Below are 18,727 nucleotides of genomic sequence, written 5' to 3'. Positions count from 1 at the left end.
CTGATTCGATGAGCAGCGAATCGATGCCCGCGGGCTGGCAAGAAAACGCGGTGCAGATCGCCAGTGTCGCTTTGGCGACATCTGTTGCCGCGCTTGCGATGCAGGTTTTCAGCATGGCAGACAGAGTGCCGGACAATGACGGCTCGCTCCGTGCAGCCCTGGTGAACGTGGCGCCGGAAGTCTCCGACGTCGTCATCGACGCCGCGCTCGGCCTCGTGGTTCACGCGCTTCTGCAGGTCGAGCAGCTGCGTGCGAAGGGCATGCACAGACAGTAACCGGCCCTGTTTCATGCTTCGGTCCACTTCCAGAAGCCCTGCGCCCCGCGTGCCGGCGAAGGCGGCAGCACCTCCTCGATAGCGGTCAGCGGCCAGCCCCAGTTGAAAGCGCCGTCGCGGTCGCGGTCGTTCGCCGCGTCGAAGCCGAACTCCCGGGCGCAGTCGTCGCCGCGCTTCGGCCGGCCGAGGATCCCGGTGCAGACCACCGAGCTGAGCGGCAGGCGAAAAGCCGGCTCGCCGAAGATCGGCAGATCCTTGGCATCCAGCCCGGCCAACACCTGGCGCAGGAAGGGCTCGGCGATCGCGGCATACAGGCAGGGCGGCGGACCGTCGCCGCGGCCCTGCAGGCGCTCGAGGAGATCGGAGACCTCCGCCTTGCGCACCGGCCGCGCGCCGGCATGGATGGCGATGCGCCTCCCGATCATCGCCTTCGGCGGAACCCAGCCGCGGAACTCGTAGGGCTTGGCGCGGATCGCGATGAGGCTAGCCCAGGGCTGCCAGACGGTGATGCAGTCGAGGATCATGCCGCGCGCTCCTCGCGACGGGCGAGCGTGGCGAGGCGGGCACGCACGGAATTCGGCCGGCGGCCGAGTGCCTTGGCGATCTTGCCGATGCGCAGCCCCTCCGCCTCGAGCGCGAGCAGGCGGGCGTCCTCCTCGTCGGAGAAAATGCGCACGACATGCGCACCGCGCTGGATCACGGCGCCCGGCTTGATCGTGCTCGGCCGCGGTGGGGCGCCCGGCCGTTCGATGGCGTTGACCAGGCAGCACCAGGAGACGCTGCCCTCCGAGCAGCCGAGAGCCTCCGCGATCCGCTTGTGGCTCCAGCCCAGTCCCTCGCGCAGCTCCACGACGCGCTCGATGTCCACCTTCGCTCGCTTCGCCATCGTCAGCTCCCACACCAGTAGAGAACCCGGGCCGAGCGGGCGGCCGGGCCCGGCGCCCAGGGCAACGCCCTGCCCTCGGCGACCAGGACCTCGCCGAGATCACGCCCGCCGGCGACGAGCCGGGCGAGCGTGCGCCCGAACGGATCGCGGCAGCGGCCAGAGGCCTCGCAGCGGCGGATCTCGACGGGACCTGCGCGCAGCAGCTGCGCGAGGCGCTCCTTCGCCTTCAGTCCGGCGACGAGCTCCGCCTCGCAGCGGGCGCCGCGCGTCTCCGGCGCATCGATGTTGAGGATCCGAATCCGCTCGCCATCAGGCAGCACCACCGTGTCGCCATCGATGATGACGATGCGGGCGCCGTCGACCTGCTCGGCCCGGACAACGACCGCGAAAATCGTGAGGAAGGCCAGCACGAGCCCGGCGAGCGATATCTGGACGAGGCGGGCTCGGCGCAGCTCGCGGCGGTGCTCGGCCGAGCCCGGCCAGTCGTCGGTGCGGCGGGTCATGACAGCTGCCTGGGGAATGCGTGGTGGAGCTTGCCGTCGAGCAGGCGGCCGGCGGCCTTCTTGCCCATCCGCTCGACGAAGGCGGCGCCATTCTCCGGATAGAGTTCATGGGCCTTCGCGACGTGCGGATGCCCAGCAAAACACCGCCAGCCAGAGCGCGGATTGGCGTACGCCTGCTCCGGTGTCGACGGCGCCCACTCGCCCCACTGCTTGAAAAGGAAGGCGGTCCCGGCGGCCGCACACTGGTCGCGTACCGCCCGCGCCCAGTCGGGATGCATCGGGCGGGCCTCGTCGCCGCTCTCGCCGCCGCAGACGATCCAGTCGAGCACCGTGGCGCGCGGATGCGCGACGGCGGCGCCCTCGTCGTCGCCCGGGCGCCAGAGGCCGCGCAGCGCATCGTAGCTACCGCCGAAACCATAGCGGTTCACGACCTTCAACCGCGAAAAATCCGCCGGGCCGAGCGCCGGCTCATAGGAGACGCCGCGCCACTGGTTGCCGGTCATCGGCAGGTCGAGCAGCTTGGGAACATCGCGATCGATCTCGGCCTGGTTGACCGTAGTGATCATGATGCCGACATGGTCGAAGCCGCCATCGAGCCAGCCCTCGGGCAGCATGGCGGGCGCGTTACCGATGCGCTTCGTCACCAGGATCCAGCGCAGGTTTTTCGTCTCGCGCACGATCTGGTAGTGGTCCTTGCGCCAGGCCGGGTCGACGGCATTGTCGAAGATATCGCAGAGCGAGCCGGAGAAGACGCGGGGCCAGCGGCCGTGCCCGGCATGGAAGGCCGGCGCCGCCCGGTTCCAGCGCAGCGGGGCATTGCGCGTCGCCGGCGCGGTCCGGCGCCGCGGCGCCCCCGGGCCCCAATGGGCTCCGCCCTCGAAGCGGTTGTCGCGCGCCTCGGCATAGCAATGGTCGCAGCCGGGGCCGACCTTCTGGCAGCCGATCCAGGGATTGGCGGTGTGGTCGCACCATTCGATGGCGGAGAAGGCGCCCATCAGAGGCTGTGCCTTCCCGCGAAGAAGGCGAGCGCGACGGCGCCCGCGATCAGCGCCTCGCCGGCAAGGGCGAGCCGCCGGCCGCCCGCCTCCTCCTCGCCGAACATGGCAGCGGCGCCGGCGCCGATCAGAACTGTCCCGGCGAAGGCACCGACCGCGGCGAGGCAGAGCGTCAGGAGGACCGTCATCAGCGCACCATGGGCAGGATGGCGAGAAGGCCGACGGCCAGGCAGAGGATCAGCGCGGCCCGGCTCGCGCTAGAGGTCGCGTCGATGGCGCGTCGCTGCGCCATCAGCCGCAGCGCATCGACGGCCTCGATCGCGGAGACGGCGGTGGCGAGCAGGGCGAGGTTTGCGAGGGCCAGGCTCATGGCTCAGTCCTCACCGATGGCGGTGACGACCTCGTCCTCGTCGAGGATGATCTTCGAACCGCAGGCATAGGCTCCGAAGATCATCTTGCGCCAGCCGTGCATGCGGCCCATGACGATCGTCTCCTTGGCGTCGCGGCCGCCGATCACCAGGCCGTAGATCTTGCCATCGGAATCCAGCGCAATCTGAGCGTCGCAGGAGTGTTTCCGCTTGTCGGCCTCGGGGTCGATGTAGATGTGGCGGTAACCGGGGACGGCGCTGCTTTCCTCGACGATACAGGTGACGCTCTCGCCACGACGGTCCGCGTCCTGTTCCTCGCTCTCGACCAGTCGCCCGACGATCTCCGAGAGCTTCACCTCCTTCGGCGCCAGCTTCAGGATCTCGGTCATCTCGGCGGAGAGCTTCTCGTTGACCAGTTGGCCGAGCACCTCGTCCATCTTGGCCCGCAGCATCGCGGTGACCATGTGGCCGTAGCTCGGGACGTCGAGCGCTTCGCCGAGATCCAGCGCCTTCTCGACGGCCTTCGCGATCTTCTGGCCGACGCCGCCATAGGTACGCATGGAGTCGTCGACGGCGCGGGCGACAACGCCGCCGATCTTCTCGGCCACGACCTTGCGCAACGCCTCCTCGCTCGTCTGACGATGGACCTCGGCGAGGATGAAATCGGTGAGGTTCTGCTGCGCGGCCGCGGCGGGGTCAGGCGTGCTCGTCATCGGTCTCGTCCTCGTCCTGATGATCATCGTGCTCGGGGAATTCGTCCTCGTCCTCGTCCTCTCGGTAGGGCGCCGGCAGCGCGACTGGTGACGGACGGGCGTAAGGCCGATTGGCGCGGAGCGCCGAGGCCTCGTCGGTCGGCGTGACCGAGAAGATCGAGCCGCCGCCATAGAAGTGGCTGGCCCAGCCCGTCACGGCCTCGCCCTCGACACGAGGGACATCGACGCGCAGCATCCTGGCGCCGAAGCGGTCCTCCTCGCGGACGCGGCCGACATGGCGGCGATGGCCGAAGATCTCGACGACCATCCATTCCCAGCCCTCGCCCTCGGGCAGCAGGACCTCGGCCGCCGGCGCGGCGATCGACTCGTTCATGCTCCTGCTCCCTTGAACGGCGGCGTGACGCCGACGGCGCGCTGGCCGGCCTCGGTGACGGCGTAGAGGTCACAGGGCTGGCCGGGGCCGGCCCGGCGATGGAGGGTGGCGAGGCCCCGGCTGGCGAGCCTCATGAAGACCGTATGGTCAGGGCTGCCGGGCTCGGCGGCGAAGAAGTTGCGGAAGGGCCGGCGGGCACGGGTGAGACCGAGGGCGTGCTCGATGCAGTCGCGGTCGGCGCGTGTGAGCTCCACGCGGGCGCTTCCGGGGCCGGACATCGCTTGCTGCATCACGCCCTCCCTTTTGGCCGACGGGCGCGCAGCGCCTCGGCCCGGCTTTGCTGGGCGGAGCGCGTCGCCTCGACCTGCCAGGCGCGGACGGTCGCGATCAGCGCCGAGCGCATGATCAGGCGGCGACGGTCCGGCGCCTTGAAGAACGGCAGCTTGCTGTCTTCGGCGAGCCGGCGGACCTGGCGCTCGCTATAGGGCTCGCCGCCGGCCTGCGTGACGCCGAGGCGGGCGAGCTCGAGGCGGGCGCCCTCATAGTCGAGGGCGCGGTCGGGCTCCGCTGGCGCCGCGATCTGGTCAGGCCGCGGCGGGGCGACGGCCGCGGCCGTCATGCCGTTTCCCCGACCGCCTGAAGGTAGAGGTCCATGATGGCCTCCTCTTCCTTGCGCTCGTCGAGGTCGCGCTTGCGCAGCGCGATCACCTTGCGCAGCACCTTGGGGTCGTAGCCGCAGCCCTTGGCCTCCGCGTAGACCTCCTTGATGTCGTCGGCGATCGTCTGCTTCTCTTCCTCGAGGCGCTCGATGCGCTCGACGATGCTCTTCAGCTGATCGCCCTGAACCGGATCGTCCATCGTGGTCCTCACTGCTTTGCGTGGGTTGTGATTTCGACCGCGCGGCGCGTGTCGGCCGGCAGAGCGTCGATCAGCGCATGGCCGCGGCGAACCGTGTCGACGAGCAGCTCGATGCAGGCCTCTCTCGCCTCGGCAGTGAGACCCGCGGTCCGGGCTGACACGATCGACGCCGCGCGCTCGATCGCGGCCACGACGATGTGAGCGTCGGCGGTCCCACGCTCGACCTCGTCGGCGGTCCACTGGTCCGCGCCGAAGGTCGCCAGACCGAGGCGCGCCGAGACGCCGACCTGCCCCGGCATCCCTGCGCGGTGCTCCAGCATCGCGCGGTTCTGCGCCATGACGCTGGCGAGCTGTTCGCGGTCGACGATCTTCGCGTTCATCGGTGTTCTTTCTCGCATGGCGTGGACGGGGCCATGGCAAGCAGCGCCTCGGCCGTATCGGCGACATCTCGGGCAAGCCCGGGCGCGGCATTGCCGAACTCGTAGGAACGCAGGGCGTGAACCGCTCCCTGCAGGGCGAGGCGCGTGCGGAATGCGCCGGCCGCTGTCAGCACCGCGAATGCGATCGCGTGGGAGGATCCGTTCGCGTGCGCATAGCGAAGACAGGCGGTCTGGAAGGCCTCGTCCTGCGCGACACGGTCGAGAAAGGCGAGATCGAGGGCGAGCGGAGCGTTCGTCATTCCGCGCCATCCATGCCGATATCGACGCTGACGATGCATGTTTGGACGGAAGTGCCGGAGGCCCTGAAGGCATCCGATGGTAGTGGCGCGCAGCGCCCGCCGCGCCGCGCGATCCATTCGCGGAAAGCGACGGCCTTGCGGTTCTGGCGAAACCCGGTACCGGCCGACATGACCGATACGAGGCGCCCACCTGGCCGCACGCGTTTGGCCGCCCTAAGGACATGATCGATGTCAGCCTGACCGGCGAACGGTGGGTTCATGACGACGCGGTCGAAAAGGCCTAGACCATCCAGCGACAGGAAATCAGCCTCGATGACCGATCGCAGCCCAGCCTTCACCAGAGAGGCGCAGCGAGCGGGATCGATCTCGACGCACAGCACGTGATCCGTGAGCCGTGCCGCCGCCAGGGCGAGCGCACCCCGGCCGGCACTCGGTTCGAGGACCTGCATCGGCTGATCGATGCCGGCGAGTTCCATGACCGCTGCGACAACCTCGGCCGGCGAGTCGAATTGGCCGAGTTCCTGCTTCTTCGACCCCCCCCCGGTCAGGATGATTTGCTCAAGAGCTCCGGCGGCATCGCCCAGGAAGACATGCGCCCGTTCTTTCCTGCTCCACTTGCCGCCAGCCGCCTGCAGGACCTTGTCGACCTTCGTGTAGAGCGCCCGGTCGAGCGTACCCGTAAGCCGAACCGTGCTGCCCGCCACCAGCGCGGCGTCGAGCACTTGAAGCACCGCGGTCGGAATCGTCATCGGTTCTGCTCCTCGATGTCGAGGATCAGCTGAAAGAGCACCTCGAAGCGCTCGGGCGTCAGCTCGAACAGGAAGGCGAACGGCCGCGCGTCGAAGCGAGCGAAGGCGACAGCGTCCTCCGGATCGAGCACGCCGCTTGCGACCAGGATCTGGGGGCCGATGTCGGAGAGAATCCGCAAGCGGCGCTTGAAGGCCCCAAACTCCCCGCGCAGCTGGCCGGGATCCGGCGCCAGCATCAGCTCGGCACGGCGCTGGCGGTCCTTCTCCATCGCCTGCCAGAGGTCGCGGCAGACCAGGCGCATCTCGTCTCGGCCAACACTCGCCTCGCGTTCGACCGCGAGGTCGAGCTTGGCGACGGCGTCGCAGATCGCCCGGTCGGTCGGCGAGAGGGGGACCGTAACGTCAGCCATGCCCGCGGCCCTCCGCCGTGGCGAGGGCCGCGCGGGCGCGGTCCAGCAGGTCGCGCAGGATCTCGTCCTCGCCGCGATCCGCTTCGCGGTCCTCGAGCACTGCTTCCAGGATCGGCACCGCGTCGGCGATCACGCCGTGCATGTCGGCGAAGCTGTTGCAGGCACGGCGGATGAACGCGCCGTTCTGCAGGGCGGTCTTCTCGTCGCGGCCGATCTTGTGGATGCCGGCGACGGTGGTGCGGCTTTCGTCGCCGAGGAGGCGGACGAGATTGCCTGTCGTCAGCCGGTAGGGCGGCCTGGTGAAAGGGACGGGCGGCGCCATGTCAGGCCCCGGCGCCGAGCGCCGCCCAGGTCAGCACCATGGCGACGAAGAGGAGGACGCAGCCGGTCTCGACAAGGGTCCAGAGAGCGCGGCGCAGCAGCAGGCGGGCGGCAACAGGTGTCATGCGGATCAGCCCCGTCGTTCATCGACGGCCGCATGATTGCCTATTTGGCAAAATCAGGTCAAGCGGTAATTCGCCAAATAGGCAAAACTACCGGCTGCAAGCCTGCTGACTTTCCCTGATGACGCCGGAGATGAAGTCGCTGATCGGGCCGGCCGCACGATGAGGATCGACGACCTCGTAGGAGCTGCGCTGCCATGTGATCGTCCCACCAGCGGCAGAATCCCGCGCGTGACCGTTCATGGCAAAGAAGCGATCCGCGGCGCGGAGCACGAGCGAAATGCGATCCCCCGGCAACGCGTAACAGATGGCAACCAGGTCGCTCGTTCCGAAAATCGCGCGCTGGCCGACGACACCGATCCGATAGGTGCCGACCGGCGCGAACAGGCCGGCCTGGGTTCTCAGCTGCAGTTGCGAGGCCTCCGCCTGGCAGCCAAGAAACGGCAGCCCCGACGCCAGCGCGATCGCGATACCCCGAACGCGCATCTCTAGACGCTCGCCTCGTTAGCGGAACGGTCGAGCAGGCGGCGCGCAGGATTCCGAGGGACGATCGCCGTGACGATGCAGGCCCATTCGACCCGCCGGCCGCGCATCGTATCGACGGCCTGGTTCGAGCTTTCTAGGTCGAAAGTGCCGGGCTCGCGGCCATAATAGGGGAGCTTGACGACCACCTCATCGCCTTCGAGGCCGATCACGCAGGGCTGCCCGATCATGTCCTCGGTGATCTCCCCCCTGACGTCGTCATAGTAGACGTACCACCCATCGAAGGCGATGCCCCTCATTGAGTTCCCCCGAACCTCAAGCGCAACGGTCTGCGGCGTCCATAGCGGCGGGGCGGGCGCAGTCTCGGCGCTACCTTGGCCCATCCCGAAGATCACTGAAGCATTAGGCCCCGCGCCTGCCAAGCCCACGATCGGGACGTCCACCCTGTCCCGGCTGATCACACGTTCGCGCGGGACGCCGAAGGCCGCTGCGAACTTGTCGATGTTCTTCACCGACAGGTTCCGCTCGCCGCGCTCGAGGCGCTGCACATAGGACACCGATAGCCCCGTCGCCTCCGCGACCTGCTCCAGCGTCCAGCCACGCTCTTCGCGCAGCGACCTCAATGCGTTCGCGCTCATTCCCGCAGCCTTTGCCAAACAGGCAAAGCGACACCAGAGCCAAATAGGCAAAATGGCGCTTGACCTGAATTTGCCAAATAGGCAAAGTGTCCGCCATGAACGCTCTCGAGCAGTATTTCGCGGACCACCCCGGCGAGAACCTGAATCGCCTGGCGGCGCGCATCGGCTGCGCGGCGAGCACTCTGAGTCGGCCGATCGCCGGCAAGCGCAACCCGAGCGTCACGCTTGCGACCAAGGTCGAGGAGACCACCGGCGGCGCTGTCTCGGCTCAGGAATTCATCGCGATCTGCATCGCCGCGGCGAGAGCCGCGCGCGGCTCGAGGCAGAAACTGACCACGGTCGAGGCGATCTCGACCTGACGAGGGCTGAACCATGACGGACATGATGCTCGGGCTCCGTGACGGCGATGGCGCCGACGGCCCGTTCTGGCAGCGACGGGGCGGACCCGAAGCCGCGGTGGCCGGACGCGAGGCCCCGGGCCGAGGACGCAGGTCCCGCGCCACGGTCGCGCCGGACTGGAGCGCGCGGCTCGCCGCCTATCTCAGGCGCCTGCATCCGACCAAGACCGCCGAGGCGGTCTCCGCCCGCTGCCGCGGACGCATCAGCGTCGAGCAGGTGCGAAAATGGCTGAACCGTGGCTCCGCCCCCGGCGGCGAGGCGCTGCTGTGGCTCGCCACGGCCTATGGGCCGTCGCTGCTCGTCGCCTGCTTCGGGCCCTCGCCGGTCGCCGGCGGAGCGCCGGACTGGCTGGCCGTGGCGATGAGGGCGGAGCACGTCGACGATCTCACCGCGCGCCTGCAGGCGCTGCGGACCGAGCTCGACGAGACGCTGGCGCATTCGCGATGAGGCCGGCGCTTGCCGATCTGTGGGTCGCCTTCGCGTCCTGGCGGGCCTTTCGCTGGTTGATGATCTGGAAGCGGCGCCAGGACGCCGCCGAGTTCGCCCGCGAAAAGCACCGAGCCTGGCTGGCCTGCATCGCGCCGGAGCGCGAGGGCCCCGAACTCCACGACCGCGAGGGCTGAGCGATGACCTGCCTGACGATTTGGACCGAGGAAGAAGACGACTTCCTGCGCCGCGCGCTCGCCGGTGGCGCGAGCTACGCGGACATCGCGAGCGATCTCGACGCCGTTTTCGGCACCGGGCGCAGCAAGAATGCGCTGATCGGCCGCGCGCGGCGCAAGGGCTTTGCCGAGCCGCGTCGGACCAGCCCGCGGCCAAACGTGACGGTCGCTAAGCCGAAGCGCCCGCTCTCTGCCGGGAAAGCCACGCGCCCTGCGCGCCCATCCGGTTCACCGCTCCCGTCGCCGTCTCCGGCCGAGCCGAAGCGGCGCCGGCGTGAGGGTGATTTCCGCCCGGCCCGCACATTGGATCCGCTGTTCGACGCGGCTGAAGCTGAGCGGACGGCCGAGATCGCGGCGTTCGAGGCGAAGGTCGACGCGAACGGCGGGCTCAATCCGGGTGTGCGCTTCCTGGAGCGCGACCCGACGAAGCACTGCGCCGCCTGGATGCCGGGCTGGGACGCTGCGGCGATCGGAGAGAAGCGCGTCTGCGGGGCGCCGGTGGAATGGCGCAGAGTTCAGCGTGCCGGGATCACCGAACTCCAGCCGACCTCGTGGTGCGAGGCCCATCGCAAGCGGTTCACCGTCGCGGCGACCGAGCGCAGGGCCGACCTCTCCGCCCTCGCCAACCTCGACAAGCCGGCGCGGAGGGCAGCATGACCGCGCTCGAAATCGCCGTTCTGCTACCGCCGGCATTGGTGCTGGGGACCGGAATTGCACTGCTGGTCCTGGCGGCGTTCAGGTTGGCGCAGGCCGACCGGTTGCTCGACGACTGCCGACGCCTGCGGGCCGAGAGCGTCGACAATACCGACCAGGAGCCTTCGCCGTGAACGCCGTGCTGCCCAACGGCGTCGGTGCAATGCTGGCGCGGATCGTTTCGCTCGGCCGGCGCTGCGGCCTCGCGCCCGAGGCGGTGCTGCTGCACGTTCTCGACGGCGCGCCACTGGCCGAGCAGGCGGCGGCCCACTGCGAGCGGCCCGACCGGGCTGGCGAGACCGTAGGCGAGAACAGCCAGGACGACACCGCGACCGACGCCCGGAAGGGCGAGCGCGTGCTCCAGCTCTACGGCACGACGGCGCTGTCGAATCCGGCGATCGCCCGCCTCGTCGAAACCAGTGCGCAGACCGTCTCCTGGTTCATTCGGCAGGGTCGACAGCGCGGCGACGAGCGGGCACGGGCTGGAGACCTCGCGCGCGGTCGCCTGACGCAGGACGAGCCGTGCATCCAGCAAGACGCGTATCGGGCCGAAGATCTCGCGGCCGAGGATGGCCTGCTGGTCGACACGACCGAAGCGGATCCTGCCGTCGTGCACCGCGATCAAGCGCGCCCCAACATCGTCGGCTGGAGCTCCAGCACGATCGCCGACCGGGTGTTGTATCTCTGGGCGAAGACCGAGCTCACCTATGGCGATATCGCCAGACTAACCGGCGTCGTCGTCGATGATGTCTATGACCTGATCCGCGCGGCGAAGGATGCCGGTGGTCGTCGTTTCCAGGACGGCTACGACCGCCGCCGCACGCCTCCGGTCCCGCTCTCGCCGCAGGCGGCCGAAGTCGCGCCCGAAGCCGCGCGGCACGCGACCGACATGCCTGTCGCAAACGTCACTCCGATCGGGGAGGCGCCGGCGAGCAAGGATCCCCAGCCGGCAGCTGGGCCGGCCAATGCAGGAGGCGATCATGACGTAGCGCAACAGCAGCAACCCGACGTAACTGGGCGCGCAACCGGGGAGCCCGCCAGCATGGGCGTCGATCCGGTTGCGCTGGAGAATTCGGCCGAGACGGCCAACGAAGCGCCCATGGCGGTAGTTTCGCCCGAACGGGCAACGGAAGTCGCCGGCGAGCCCGAGGCCAGTCCTCCCGCCTCGGATCGCGCAGATCCCCCCGCCCCGCCGCCGGTCTCTCCACCGGCGGAAAAGGGGACAGTCCGTCGCGCAAGCGACAGCGCCGTGCGGCCGGCGCGACCGGGGCCAGATACTGAGACTGCAGAGACAGCGCCCGCGCCTGCTGCTGACCACATCGTCACGGTCGACGCGATGACGATCGTCGGGCCGCGCGGGACGCTGAAGGGCTTTCCGCTCGTCAACGCCATCCTGCAGGTGCTGTCACCCGGTGCGCTGCTGCCGGCCGCCTCGGTCGCACAACGGGCTGGGGCGCGCAGCCCGGCCGCCGTGCAGGCCGTGCTGAAGCAATGGGCCGACGACCTCTCCAGCATCGGCATCGAGATCGTGCACTTCGGCGAGAGCATCCGCCTGCGCCGGGCGGCTGCGCCATGAGCCGGGAACCCGAGACGCAAGGCTCGCCGCGCAAGCGCATCGCGGAGATGACTGCGCTCGCGCTCGCGACCTGCGGCGTCGCGCCCGAACGCCTCGCCATGGTCGAGCCCGACCCCGGCGTGCTGCAGGTGCGGCGGCTCGCGGCATGGCTGATGCGCCGGCGTGCCGGGCTCGGCAGTGCAGACATCGCCGCCGCGCTCGGCGTCGATCCGGCTTTCGTCAACCAGACCCTGTTCCTCGCGCGGATCGGCATCGCGGCGCGCGGGTTGCGCATAAACGGCCCGATCGCGGAGGTCGCCGCCAGCCTCGCCCGGGTGTTCGCCGCGCGTGAGGGCGAACCTGGCCATGTCGATGCCGCCAGCCTCGCCGAGGTGCGCGAGGCAGTGCTGAAGGCCTTCGGCCTGTCGCTGGCTTCCTTCACCGGCGAAGGCCGCGGCGCGCGCGAAGCCAGGGCGCGTCAGTCCTTCGCATGGCTCGCCGAGCAGCTGACACCGGCGGCGCCGAAGGAGATTGGCCGCTGGATGAACCGCGAGCGCACCACGGTCTCGGCAGGGCTGGCGCGGGTCGACCGCATCGGCGGCGTCGCCGATCTGCGCCGCCAGATTCTCGCCAGGCTGGCCGAAGGCCGGCCGGACCGGGCGATGCTCGACGACTTCGCCACGGCGCTCGAGCGCCTTGGCGCCCCGCAACCCAGATGATGAGGCTGACATCATGAGCGACGCAGCAACCGCCGCGAACGGTTTCGCGGAAGATCCCTGGCCGCGCGACAGCGAGGCCGGGCAGGCCCAGGCACCGCGCCTGACCGTGCCGCTCGACCGCCTCGACGAGGGCGGGCAGGTCAATGTCCGCACCTCCGCGACCAAGGCGGAGATCGCCAGCCTCGCGGCCTCGATCCTGCACCGGGGCCTGCTGCAGCCGCTCGTCGTCGCGGAGACCGGCGAGCGCTACCGGGTCGGCGCCGGCAACCGGCGCCTGCGCGCCTTCCAGCTGCTGCGCAAGCAGGGCAAGATCCCGAAGGATCACCTGGTCTGGGTCACGCTCGCGCAGGAAGACGAGCTGCACGAGATCTCGCTGACCGAGAACGTCATGCGCGTCGCGCTGCACCCGGTCGACGAGTTCGAGGCCTTCTCCGGCCTGGTCGAGGAGGGGCTCGCCGTCGCCGCGATCGCCGACCGGTTCGGGCTGACCGAAAAGGCGGTGCGCCAGCGCCTGGCACTCGGCCGCCTCGCCCCCGAAATCCGCAAGGCCTGGCGCGACGGCAAAATCGGCCAGGAACAGGCGCAGCTCTTCACGATGTCGGAGAGCCACGACGTGCAGCGCGCGGCGCTCAAGGTCGCAACCGAGCACAAGGGCCATTTCAACGAATGGCAGGCGGCGTCGGTCCTGCGCGGCGAGCGAACGCGCGCTGAATCCGGCAGCTTCCGCTTCGTCGGCCGGGAGGCCTATCTGGCCGCTGGCGGCGCGCTCACCGAGAATCTATTCGGCGACGATGTTCTGGTCGAGGATCCGGCGATCCTGGAGCGGCTGGCGCATGAGAAAATCGCCGCGATCTGCGCCGCGCTCGTCACCGAGCAGGGCTGGGCCTGGGCGGAGCCGAGATCGAGCAACCACTACAGCTACGGCACGCTCGACCTGCTGCCTTTCGCATCTCCCTTAGAGAAGGAGCTGCTGACCGGCCGAGATCGCAACGGAAGCGAGGCCTGGAAGGCGAAGCGCGGCCTGCACGAGCGCGCAGCCGCCCTGCCCGCAGCGCGGGCGGCCTCGGGCGTGCTGGTCGATATCGGCCATAACGGCGAGGTCGAACTCTCGACGCTGCGGCTGCGGCCGGAGCAGGCCGACTCCACCGGCGACGATGACGATGACGATGACGGCGAGGACGAACGCGGCACCAGCGCCCATAGCGGGCCGGAAGGCGAGGAAGCCGAAGCTGACGACGCAGAGCCGGAGCACGGCCTGTCGAAGGCACTCGTCGAGGATCTCAGCGAGCAGCTCGGCCAGGCGGTGGCGCAGTGCCTCGTCCAGGATCCCGAGCTCGCCCTCGCGGCGACCGTCGCGGCCCTGACTTCCTCGCGCTGGGGCAACCCGTTCAAGGTGACGCTCGACGGCTCGGCCGCGCGCAAGCCGCCCGTGCGGAACGCAGCCTTCCAGGCTCGGCTCGCGGAATGCCTCGCGCTGGACCGCCATGCGCTGCTGACCGAGCTCGCCCGGGCGATCGGCGGGGCGCTCAACATCACCGCCCTCACCTGCTCTATCGACCGCAAGCTCCCCGCCGGCCGGGACGCGCTGATCGGCGCCTTCGACGGACCCGCCTTCCGCGGGGCCGTGGCGGAGGCCTTCCTGCCGGCCGAGTTCTTCGCCCGGGCGCCCGGCAAGGTCGCGAAGGCGGCGGCGCACGAGGCGAAAGGCTGGGCGATCGCCGGCAAGAAGGACGAACTCGCCAAGACCGCGACCGCGATCGCGGAGGAGACCGGCTGGCTGCCGGGCCCGCTGCGGACGGTGCATTACGAGGCGCTGGCGGGAGGGACGGCATGAAAACCGTCAGCATCCCAGCGATGCTCGACGGCCGGCAGCTCGAGGCCGCGGCCGAGGCCGCCTGGTCGACCTTTCACGACCTTCTGCGGCAATCGAACCCCGGTTTCCCGCCCAAGCAGCCGTGGCGAACTGAACAAGCAAAGGTCAAGGCGCTCTATCGCAGGATGGTGCTGGCGGCCCATGCGGCGATCGTGGCGGCCTCCGCCGCCTCCACAGGAGAGACGGAATGACCGCGTCCTTCCACTGGGCGGTGCCGGGCGCGCGCTGCGTCTGCATCGATGACGATTGGTTCGCGGTCGAGCGCGGCGGCTATGCCGTCCCGACCCGCCAGCCGATGATCGGCGAGGTCCTGACGGTGCGCAGCGCACGTCGAGGCTCGCCCGACAGCGACATCGTCAGCGTCGGCGAGATCTATCTCGACTTCTGGGAGATCCCGGTCCAGCAGCGCGACGGGCCGCTTTCGGCGATCGTGCACTGGCTCGCGAGCCAGTTCCGGCCGCTCGTCGAGGAGGAGACCGATATCTCGGTGTTCGCTTCGATGCTCGGTGGAGCGCCGGCGGCGCCGGAAACGGTGCAGGCATGACGGCGGCCGCCCTCACCTATGCGATCGCCGACCTGCACGGGCGGCTCGACCTGCTCGAGCTGGCCTATGACGCGATTTCGGCCGACAGCGCCGGCCGCCCGGCGACGATCGTGCATCTCGGCGACTATGTCGACCGCGGGCCACAGAGCCGCGGCGTGCTCGAATGGCTGATGGAAGATCCGGCGCTGCCGCCCTGGATCAGACGCATCTGCCTGCGCGGCAACCACGAGGACATCATGCTCGCCTGCGCCCGCGACGCCGGGCTCGCCGGGCGCTGGTGGATGCCGAACGGTGGCGGCGCGACGCTCCTCTCCTATGGCGCGCGGATTGGCGACAGCATCGCATCGGCCGTCGTTCACGTGCCGGCCGAGCATCTCGCCTGGCTCGCCGCCCTGCCGCGCCTGCATGTCGATCGCCATCGCGTCTTCGTCCATGCAGGCGTCGATCCGGCGCGGCCGCTCGATCGACAGGACGACGAGCGGATGGGCTGGATGCTCTACCCCGACGGCTGCGAGGACGGCCACGGCCAGCGCCATATCGTGCACGGCCACCATCAGCATGCGCAGGGGCCGCTGCTGTTCTCCGGACGGACCAATCTCGACACCTTCGCCTGGATGACCGGGCGCCTCGTCGTCGGCGTCTTCGACGACGCGCTCGCTGGCGGGCCGATCCGCACTCTCGAGGTCAAGGGAGCGCCGGCGTGAGCGCAGCATTCGCCGTTCTACTGCTGCTGATCATGGCCGTCGTGAATGCCCCGAGGCAAACCGGTCGCCTCATCGCCAAGGTTGTCATCGGCTTTCGCGCGCAGCTTCGCGACGAGGGAGAAGCATGACCATGACCACGCCGAACATGAAGGCTGGCGGAGGCGCGGGGATGCTGATCGCCCGCGCCCGCGCGCGCGCCATCGTCCGGCTGATCGAGAGCCTGCGGCTGCCGCTTTCAGACGAGAAGGCGCTGCAGGCGGCGCTCGAGCCGCATCTGCTGAAGCATTGCGGGCTCGCGCTGCGCGAGAACAATCTCGGCGATGGCGACATCATCGACTTCCTCGTCGACGGCGTCGGCGTCGAGATCAAGATCAAGGGCCAGCGCAGGGCGATTTTCCGGCAATGCCAGCGCTATTGCGCGCACGACTCGATCCAGGCGCTGGTCCTCGCCACCAATGCCGCCATGGGCCTGCCCACCACGATCGCCGGCAAGCCGGTCTTCGTCGCGAGCCTCGGCCGGGGTTGGCTGTGAACGCGATCGCCCGGCACGCCCAGGCCACGGCCGTCTATGGCGAGCTCGCCCATCTCGGCGGGCGCTGGGTGATGTCCGGCGCCCCGCCCCATGTCGCGCTGAAGCTCAAGGCGATGTTCCCGGCGATCCGCAAGGACCAGGTCGAGAGCTTCGGCTTCCGCGACACGCCGGAGGTCTGCGCCGATCTCGACTGGTTCACCCAGCGCTATCCGATGGCGATGAGCGCGCAGGACCGCAAGCGGCTGCGGACGGGCAAGGCGAGCTTCCAGCGTAGTCGGGACGAGATCGAGGCCATCCTGCTGCCGCAGTGGACACCGCCGCCCGGCCACGGCCTGCGCGAGGGCCGCGCGCTCTATCACGGCCAGGCTCAGGCGGTCGCGCTGCTGCTGCGCACCGGCCGGCTGCTCTGCATGGACGATGTCGGGCTCGGCAAGACGCTGGTCGCGCTCGGCGCACTCGCCTCGTCACCGCAGCATCTGCCGGCGGCGATCGTCGTGCAGGCGCATCTGCCCTCGCAATGGGTGAAGGAGTTCATCGCCCCCTTCACACATCTGCGGGCCCATATCGTCGAGGGCCGCACGCCCTACGACCTGCCGCCGGCCGATCTCTACATCTTCCGCTACTCGAACATCTGCGGCTGGGCCGACATCGCCGCGACCGGCTTCTTCAAGGCGGTGGTCTTCGACGAGATCCAGGAGCTCAGGCACGGCTCCAAGACGGCCAAGGGTGGGGCGGCGAAGGTCTTCTGCGATCACGCGCAGCTGCGGCTCGGCCTGTCGGCGACGCCGGTCTTCAACTACGGCTCCGAGATCTTCAACATCCTGGAGTTCCTGGCGCCGGGCCTGCTCGGCGACTGGGAGGACTTCGTTCGCGAATGGTGCAGCGGCCAGAGCGGAAAATGGGTGGTGCGCGACCCGGACGCGCTCGGCACCTATTTGCGCGAGATGCAGGTGGTGATCAGGCGCCGGCGGCAGGGGCGCAAGGTCAACAGCCTCGTCATCGATGTCGAGAGCGACGAGGCCGTTGAACAGGAGCATGAAGCGCTCGCCCGCTCGCTGGCCATGCGCGTCGTCAGCGGCTCCTTCGTCGATCGCGGCCAGGCGGCACGCGAGCTCGACGCCTTCGCGCGTATGGTCACCGGCGTCGCCAAGGCGAGAAGCGTCGCGGCCTATGTCCGCATCCTGCTCGAGGCCGGCACGCCGGTCATCCTCGCGGGCTGGCACCGCGACGTCTACGAGATCTGGCTGACGGAGCTCGCGGGCTTCCGGCCGGTTCTCTACACCGGCTCGGAAAGCCCGGCGCAGAAGGACAGTGCCAAGGCCGCCTTTATGGCCGGCGAGACCGACCTGTTCGTCATCTCGCTGCGCTCGGGCTCGGGGCTCGACGGGCTGCAACACCGCTGCGCGACCGTCTGCATCGGCGAGCTCGACTGGACGGCCGCGACTTATGAGCAGCTCGTCGGCCGCGTCGACCGGCCGGGCCAGAAAGCGGACGAGATCGACGCGCTCTATTTCGTCAGCGGCTCGGGCTCCGACCCGCTCGTCATCGAGGTCAACGGCCTGAAGAAGGCACAGGCCCGCGGCATCGTCGATCCCCTCGCCGGCGTCGCCGAGACCTACTCGAACGAGTCGCGCATCCGCCTGCTCGCGCAACGCTACCTTGACAGCAAGCACCGGGAGCCAGCACCGTGAGCGCCTTTCCCGCCACCGGGCCGATCGGGCTCGCCGAACTCGCCACGCGCCTGGAGCGCGCCGCGAGGGCCGAGACCTTCTCGATCAACGAGCTGGAGTTGCTCGCCGCGCGCGAGGACCTCTCCCGTCACCTGAGCCTCAGCGCCGGCGAGGTGCCGCGCGAGCCGCCCCTGTTCGGGCCCGCCTTGTCAGATGTCAGACGCCAGGCGCTGGCGCTCGCCATGGCGGCCACGATCGCCGAGGCGCTGCGGGCGCGGCCGGAGCTCGCGGTCGGGCTGGGGATCGCGCTGCCTGCGGCGACCGAGGCCGGGAGACTAGCGCCGTGATCCGCACCGGCCTGTTCCGCTATGTGCCGCATCCCGAGGTCGACGCCTACCACAGGCGCGGCTGGATGATCGTCGCAGACCTCGGCCCGACGCACGGCGCCTGGAGCGTTCTGATGTGGCGGTGCGACTGCCTGGTGTCAGACGCATCGGACGAAAAGACCCGCCGGCGCGAACCGGCGGGCCTCCAGGATCGTGCCGCCTCAGGCCGCCGGCTCGAAGCTGACCACGAGCCGTCCGCCAAGGGCGCGGGCGGCCTCGTCGAGATGCTCGAGCTTCGTGCCATGGCGCGGATCGAGGATGCGGCGGACCACACTCTCGTCGCGCGCGAGGCGCTGGGCGAGCTCGGTCTTACGCAGACCGCTCGCCTTCCATGCGACATAGACCGCGGCCTTGGCCGCGAGCCCGGCCGGGAGCGGCACGGCGTGCTCCCCCGGCAGGACGGCGGTGGGATCGGGGAGCGGTTCGTCGTCGTCCATACGGCCGGCGACGACCACTTCGATCGCGTCGGTGGCGAGCGCCAGTGCCTCCTCGAGGGAAGCCCCGGAGGTGACCACCTCCGGGAGATCACGCACGCTCACCACCCAATCGTCAGCCTCGCGCGTGACCGCGACGCCGAAAGTGAGGGTCATGCATTTAGTCCTTCTCCTTGCTGTGGA

General features: G+C 69.6%; 36 protein-coding genes. 16 read left to right on the top strand and 20 right to left on the bottom strand.

The window, feature by feature from the left end; translation table 11 throughout:
• The first annotated feature begins 8 nt into the window (after positions 1–8).
• On the top strand, positions 9–275 hold the full coding sequence (locus tag ABE438_RS17670) for a hypothetical protein (protein WP_346503981.1): 267 nt from the start codon (positions 9–11) through the stop codon (positions 273–275).
• Positions 276–286: 11 nt separating this feature from the next.
• Here ABE438_RS17670 and ABE438_RS17665 read toward each other — a convergent pair whose 3' ends face one another.
• From ABE438_RS17665 to ABE438_RS17575, 19 genes are all read right to left on the bottom strand, one after another.
• On the bottom strand, positions 287–799 hold the full coding sequence (locus tag ABE438_RS17665; protein WP_346503980.1) for an ASCH domain-containing protein: 513 nt from the start codon (positions 797–799) through the stop codon (positions 287–289).
• Positions 796–1,161 (bottom strand): sigma factor-like helix-turn-helix DNA-binding protein, encoded by a 366-nt coding sequence (locus ABE438_RS17660; protein WP_346503979.1) that lies wholly within the window; start codon positions 1,159–1,161, stop codon positions 796–798. Before ABE438_RS17660 ends, ABE438_RS17665 begins: the two co-directional genes overlap by 4 nt.
• Before the next feature lie 2 nt (positions 1,162–1,163).
• On the bottom strand, positions 1,164–1,664 hold the full coding sequence (locus tag ABE438_RS17655; protein ID WP_346503978.1) for a thermonuclease family protein: 501 nt from the start codon (positions 1,662–1,664) through the stop codon (positions 1,164–1,166).
• Positions 1,661–2,659: a DUF5131 family protein gene (locus ABE438_RS17650; RefSeq protein ID WP_346503977.1), complete on the bottom strand. Its 999-nt coding sequence runs from the start codon at positions 2,657–2,659 to the stop codon at positions 1,661–1,663. Before ABE438_RS17650 ends, ABE438_RS17655 begins: the two co-directional genes overlap by 4 nt.
• Entirely contained in the window at positions 2,659–2,847 is a 189-nt protein-coding gene (locus ABE438_RS17645; RefSeq protein WP_346503976.1) for a hypothetical protein, read from the bottom strand. Before ABE438_RS17645 ends, ABE438_RS17650 begins: the two co-directional genes overlap by 1 nt.
• Positions 2,847–3,029, bottom strand: a complete 183-nt coding sequence (locus tag ABE438_RS17640) for a hypothetical protein (RefSeq protein ID WP_346503975.1) — start codon at positions 3,027–3,029, stop codon at positions 2,847–2,849. Before ABE438_RS17640 ends, ABE438_RS17645 begins: the two co-directional genes overlap by 1 nt.
• Before the next feature lie 3 nt (positions 3,030–3,032).
• On the bottom strand, positions 3,033–3,740 hold the full coding sequence (locus ABE438_RS17635; protein ID WP_346503974.1) for a hypothetical protein: 708 nt from the start codon (positions 3,738–3,740) through the stop codon (positions 3,033–3,035).
• On the bottom strand, positions 3,724–4,113 hold the full coding sequence (locus ABE438_RS17630) for a hypothetical protein (protein WP_346503973.1): 390 nt from the start codon (positions 4,111–4,113) through the stop codon (positions 3,724–3,726). The genes ABE438_RS17635 and ABE438_RS17630 overlap by 17 nt, the downstream gene beginning before the upstream one ends.
• Positions 4,110–4,367: a hypothetical protein gene (locus ABE438_RS17625; RefSeq protein ID WP_346503972.1), complete on the bottom strand. Its 258-nt coding sequence runs from the start codon at positions 4,365–4,367 to the stop codon at positions 4,110–4,112. The genes ABE438_RS17630 and ABE438_RS17625 overlap by 4 nt, the downstream gene beginning before the upstream one ends.
• Positions 4,368–4,402: 35 nt before the next feature.
• A complete protein-coding gene (locus ABE438_RS17620) occupies positions 4,403–4,732 on the bottom strand; it encodes a hypothetical protein (RefSeq protein ID WP_346503971.1) in 330 nt (109 codons plus the stop codon).
• On the bottom strand, positions 4,729–4,971 hold the full coding sequence (locus tag ABE438_RS17615) for a DUF2312 domain-containing protein (protein WP_346503970.1): 243 nt from the start codon (positions 4,969–4,971) through the stop codon (positions 4,729–4,731). Before ABE438_RS17615 ends, ABE438_RS17620 begins: the two co-directional genes overlap by 4 nt.
• Before the next feature lie 8 nt (positions 4,972–4,979).
• The gene (locus ABE438_RS17610; RefSeq protein ID WP_346503969.1) at positions 4,980–5,351 is read right to left on the bottom strand and encodes a hypothetical protein; all 372 of its coding nucleotides are present in this window, start codon (positions 5,349–5,351) and stop codon (positions 4,980–4,982) included.
• Complete coding sequence (locus ABE438_RS17605) at positions 5,348–5,650, bottom strand: hypothetical protein (protein WP_346503968.1); 303 nt, start codon at positions 5,648–5,650, stop codon at positions 5,348–5,350. The genes ABE438_RS17610 and ABE438_RS17605 overlap by 4 nt, the downstream gene beginning before the upstream one ends.
• Entirely contained in the window at positions 5,647–6,399 is a 753-nt protein-coding gene (locus ABE438_RS17600; protein ID WP_346503967.1) for a class I SAM-dependent methyltransferase, read from the bottom strand. Before ABE438_RS17600 ends, ABE438_RS17605 begins: the two co-directional genes overlap by 4 nt.
• The gene (locus tag ABE438_RS17595; protein ID WP_346503966.1) at positions 6,396–6,809 is read right to left on the bottom strand and encodes a hypothetical protein; all 414 of its coding nucleotides are present in this window, start codon (positions 6,807–6,809) and stop codon (positions 6,396–6,398) included. Before ABE438_RS17595 ends, ABE438_RS17600 begins: the two co-directional genes overlap by 4 nt.
• A complete protein-coding gene (locus ABE438_RS17590) occupies positions 6,802–7,131 on the bottom strand; it encodes a hypothetical protein (RefSeq protein WP_346503965.1) in 330 nt (109 codons plus the stop codon). Before ABE438_RS17590 ends, ABE438_RS17595 begins: the two co-directional genes overlap by 8 nt.
• A 1-nt stretch (position 7,132) precedes the next feature.
• Entirely contained in the window at positions 7,133–7,255 is a 123-nt protein-coding gene (locus ABE438_RS17585; RefSeq protein ID WP_346503964.1) for a hypothetical protein, read from the bottom strand.
• Positions 7,256–7,342: 87 nt separating this feature from the next.
• Entirely contained in the window at positions 7,343–7,738 is a 396-nt protein-coding gene (locus tag ABE438_RS17580; RefSeq protein ID WP_346503963.1) for a hypothetical protein, read from the bottom strand.
• A gap of 2 nt (positions 7,739–7,740) precedes the next feature.
• On the bottom strand, positions 7,741–8,373 hold the full coding sequence (locus tag ABE438_RS17575; protein ID WP_346503962.1) for a helix-turn-helix domain-containing protein: 633 nt from the start codon (positions 8,371–8,373) through the stop codon (positions 7,741–7,743).
• A gap of 95 nt (positions 8,374–8,468) precedes the next feature.
• On the opposite strand from ABE438_RS17575, the gene ABE438_RS17570 reads away from it, so the two are divergent.
• Genes ABE438_RS17570 through ABE438_RS17500 form a run of 15 tightly spaced genes read left to right on the top strand, consistent with a single transcriptional unit; the run spans position 8,469 to position 18,071 of the window.
• A complete protein-coding gene (locus tag ABE438_RS17570; RefSeq protein ID WP_346503961.1) occupies positions 8,469–8,732 on the top strand; it encodes a helix-turn-helix transcriptional regulator in 264 nt (87 codons plus the stop codon).
• A 13-nt stretch (positions 8,733–8,745) separates the two neighbouring features.
• Positions 8,746–9,219, top strand: a complete 474-nt coding sequence (locus tag ABE438_RS17565) for a hypothetical protein (protein ID WP_346503960.1) — start codon at positions 8,746–8,748, stop codon at positions 9,217–9,219.
• Complete coding sequence (locus ABE438_RS17560) at positions 9,216–9,395, top strand: hypothetical protein (protein ID WP_346503959.1); 180 nt, start codon at positions 9,216–9,218, stop codon at positions 9,393–9,395. The genes ABE438_RS17565 and ABE438_RS17560 overlap by 4 nt, the downstream gene beginning before the upstream one ends.
• A 3-nt stretch (positions 9,396–9,398) precedes the next feature.
• Positions 9,399–10,091: a GcrA family cell cycle regulator gene (locus ABE438_RS17555; RefSeq protein ID WP_346503958.1), complete on the top strand. Its 693-nt coding sequence runs from the start codon at positions 9,399–9,401 to the stop codon at positions 10,089–10,091.
• A complete protein-coding gene (locus tag ABE438_RS17550; RefSeq protein WP_346503957.1) occupies positions 10,088–10,261 on the top strand; it encodes a hypothetical protein in 174 nt (57 codons plus the stop codon). The genes ABE438_RS17555 and ABE438_RS17550 overlap by 4 nt, the downstream gene beginning before the upstream one ends.
• Positions 10,258–11,703, top strand: coding sequence for a hypothetical protein (locus ABE438_RS17545; protein ID WP_346503956.1), 1,446 nt, complete (start codon positions 10,258–10,260; stop codon positions 11,701–11,703). Before ABE438_RS17550 ends, ABE438_RS17545 begins: the two co-directional genes overlap by 4 nt.
• On the top strand, positions 11,700–12,401 hold the full coding sequence (locus ABE438_RS17540; RefSeq protein ID WP_346503955.1) for a helix-turn-helix domain-containing protein: 702 nt from the start codon (positions 11,700–11,702) through the stop codon (positions 12,399–12,401). The genes ABE438_RS17545 and ABE438_RS17540 overlap by 4 nt, the downstream gene beginning before the upstream one ends.
• A 13-nt stretch (positions 12,402–12,414) precedes the next feature.
• Positions 12,415–14,235 (top strand): ParB/RepB/Spo0J family partition protein, encoded by a 1,821-nt coding sequence (locus tag ABE438_RS17535; RefSeq protein WP_346503954.1) that lies wholly within the window; start codon positions 12,415–12,417, stop codon positions 14,233–14,235.
• Complete coding sequence (locus ABE438_RS17530) at positions 14,232–14,465, top strand: hypothetical protein (RefSeq protein WP_346503953.1); 234 nt, start codon at positions 14,232–14,234, stop codon at positions 14,463–14,465. Before ABE438_RS17535 ends, ABE438_RS17530 begins: the two co-directional genes overlap by 4 nt.
• A complete protein-coding gene (locus ABE438_RS17525; RefSeq protein WP_346503952.1) occupies positions 14,462–14,818 on the top strand; it encodes a hypothetical protein in 357 nt (118 codons plus the stop codon). Before ABE438_RS17530 ends, ABE438_RS17525 begins: the two co-directional genes overlap by 4 nt.
• Positions 14,815–15,522 (top strand): metallophosphoesterase, encoded by a 708-nt coding sequence (locus ABE438_RS17520; protein ID WP_346503951.1) that lies wholly within the window; start codon positions 14,815–14,817, stop codon positions 15,520–15,522. Before ABE438_RS17525 ends, ABE438_RS17520 begins: the two co-directional genes overlap by 4 nt.
• Positions 15,519–15,650 carry a hypothetical protein gene (locus ABE438_RS17515; protein ID WP_346503950.1) on the top strand — a complete coding sequence of 44 codons (132 nt, stop codon included), beginning with the start codon at positions 15,519–15,521 and terminating at the stop codon, positions 15,648–15,650. Before ABE438_RS17520 ends, ABE438_RS17515 begins: the two co-directional genes overlap by 4 nt.
• 2 nt (positions 15,651–15,652) lie before the next feature.
• Positions 15,653–16,054 carry a hypothetical protein gene (locus ABE438_RS17510; RefSeq protein WP_346503949.1) on the top strand — a complete coding sequence of 134 codons (402 nt, stop codon included), beginning with the start codon at positions 15,653–15,655 and terminating at the stop codon, positions 16,052–16,054.
• Positions 16,051–17,745, top strand: coding sequence for an SNF2-related protein (locus ABE438_RS17505; RefSeq protein WP_346503948.1), 1,695 nt, complete (start codon positions 16,051–16,053; stop codon positions 17,743–17,745). The genes ABE438_RS17510 and ABE438_RS17505 overlap by 4 nt, the downstream gene beginning before the upstream one ends.
• Positions 17,742–18,071 (top strand): hypothetical protein, encoded by a 330-nt coding sequence (locus ABE438_RS17500; RefSeq protein WP_346503947.1) that lies wholly within the window; start codon positions 17,742–17,744, stop codon positions 18,069–18,071. Before ABE438_RS17505 ends, ABE438_RS17500 begins: the two co-directional genes overlap by 4 nt.
• Positions 18,072–18,271: 200 nt before the next feature.
• Here ABE438_RS17500 and ABE438_RS17495 read toward each other — a convergent pair whose 3' ends face one another.
• On the bottom strand, positions 18,272–18,700 hold the full coding sequence (locus tag ABE438_RS17495; protein ID WP_346503946.1) for a type II toxin-antitoxin system HicB family antitoxin: 429 nt from the start codon (positions 18,698–18,700) through the stop codon (positions 18,272–18,274).
• Between the last annotated feature and the right edge of the window lie 27 nt (positions 18,701–18,727).

Origin of the sequence: Allobosea sp. TWI1241, assembly GCF_039673065.1 — a bacterium.
In the GTDB taxonomy this organism is placed as follows: domain Bacteria; phylum Pseudomonadota; class Alphaproteobacteria; order Rhizobiales; family Beijerinckiaceae; genus Allobosea.
Note: the sequence above shows the minus strand (reverse complement) of the source record. Positions and strands in the feature narration are given on the sequence as shown.